Raw genomic sequence first — 385 nt, 5'->3', positions numbered from 1 at the left:
GTCTCTAGCCATGCGCCCCAGCCTGTTAACACGGCTTCGCAGTAAAGCCCATCAACAATCCAAATCCATGGATTGGCAACAACTTGCACGGCAATTCGCTCACTTACTACTCGACCAGGATATTCAGGGAGCTCCAAATGAAAACGCCAAACGCCTCAGAGCTGTTTCGACGAGCCGATGATATTGAACTGCAGCTGTGCCGTCAGGCCATTCAGTGGTCGCGGCATCACAGCCTGAAGCCGTTCTGCCGGGGCGTCAGCCGCCGTGGAGACGGGGCTTTCTGGTACGGTGTTATCGCCGTTGTTCTCTTGCTTGAAGGTACCTCCGCTGCTCTTCTGACAACCATTGCCGGGCTCGCCTCAACGATTATTTACAAGCTCCTTAA

The 385-nt window shown here is 54.3% G+C and carries 1 protein-coding gene; it reads left to right on the top strand.

Features of this window, described 5'->3' with window-relative positions:
• Positions 1-137: 137 nt before the first annotated feature.
• On the top strand, positions 138-385 hold a 248-nt coding region (locus tag BCY78_RS25780), incomplete at its 3' end, for a hypothetical protein (protein ID WP_199523210.1).

The organism is Pararhodobacter sp. CCB-MM2 (assembly GCF_001691415.1).
Lineage (GTDB): Bacteria > Pseudomonadota > Alphaproteobacteria > Rhodobacterales > Rhodobacteraceae > Pararhodobacter.
This window is presented reverse-complemented; position numbering and strand designations above follow the sequence as displayed.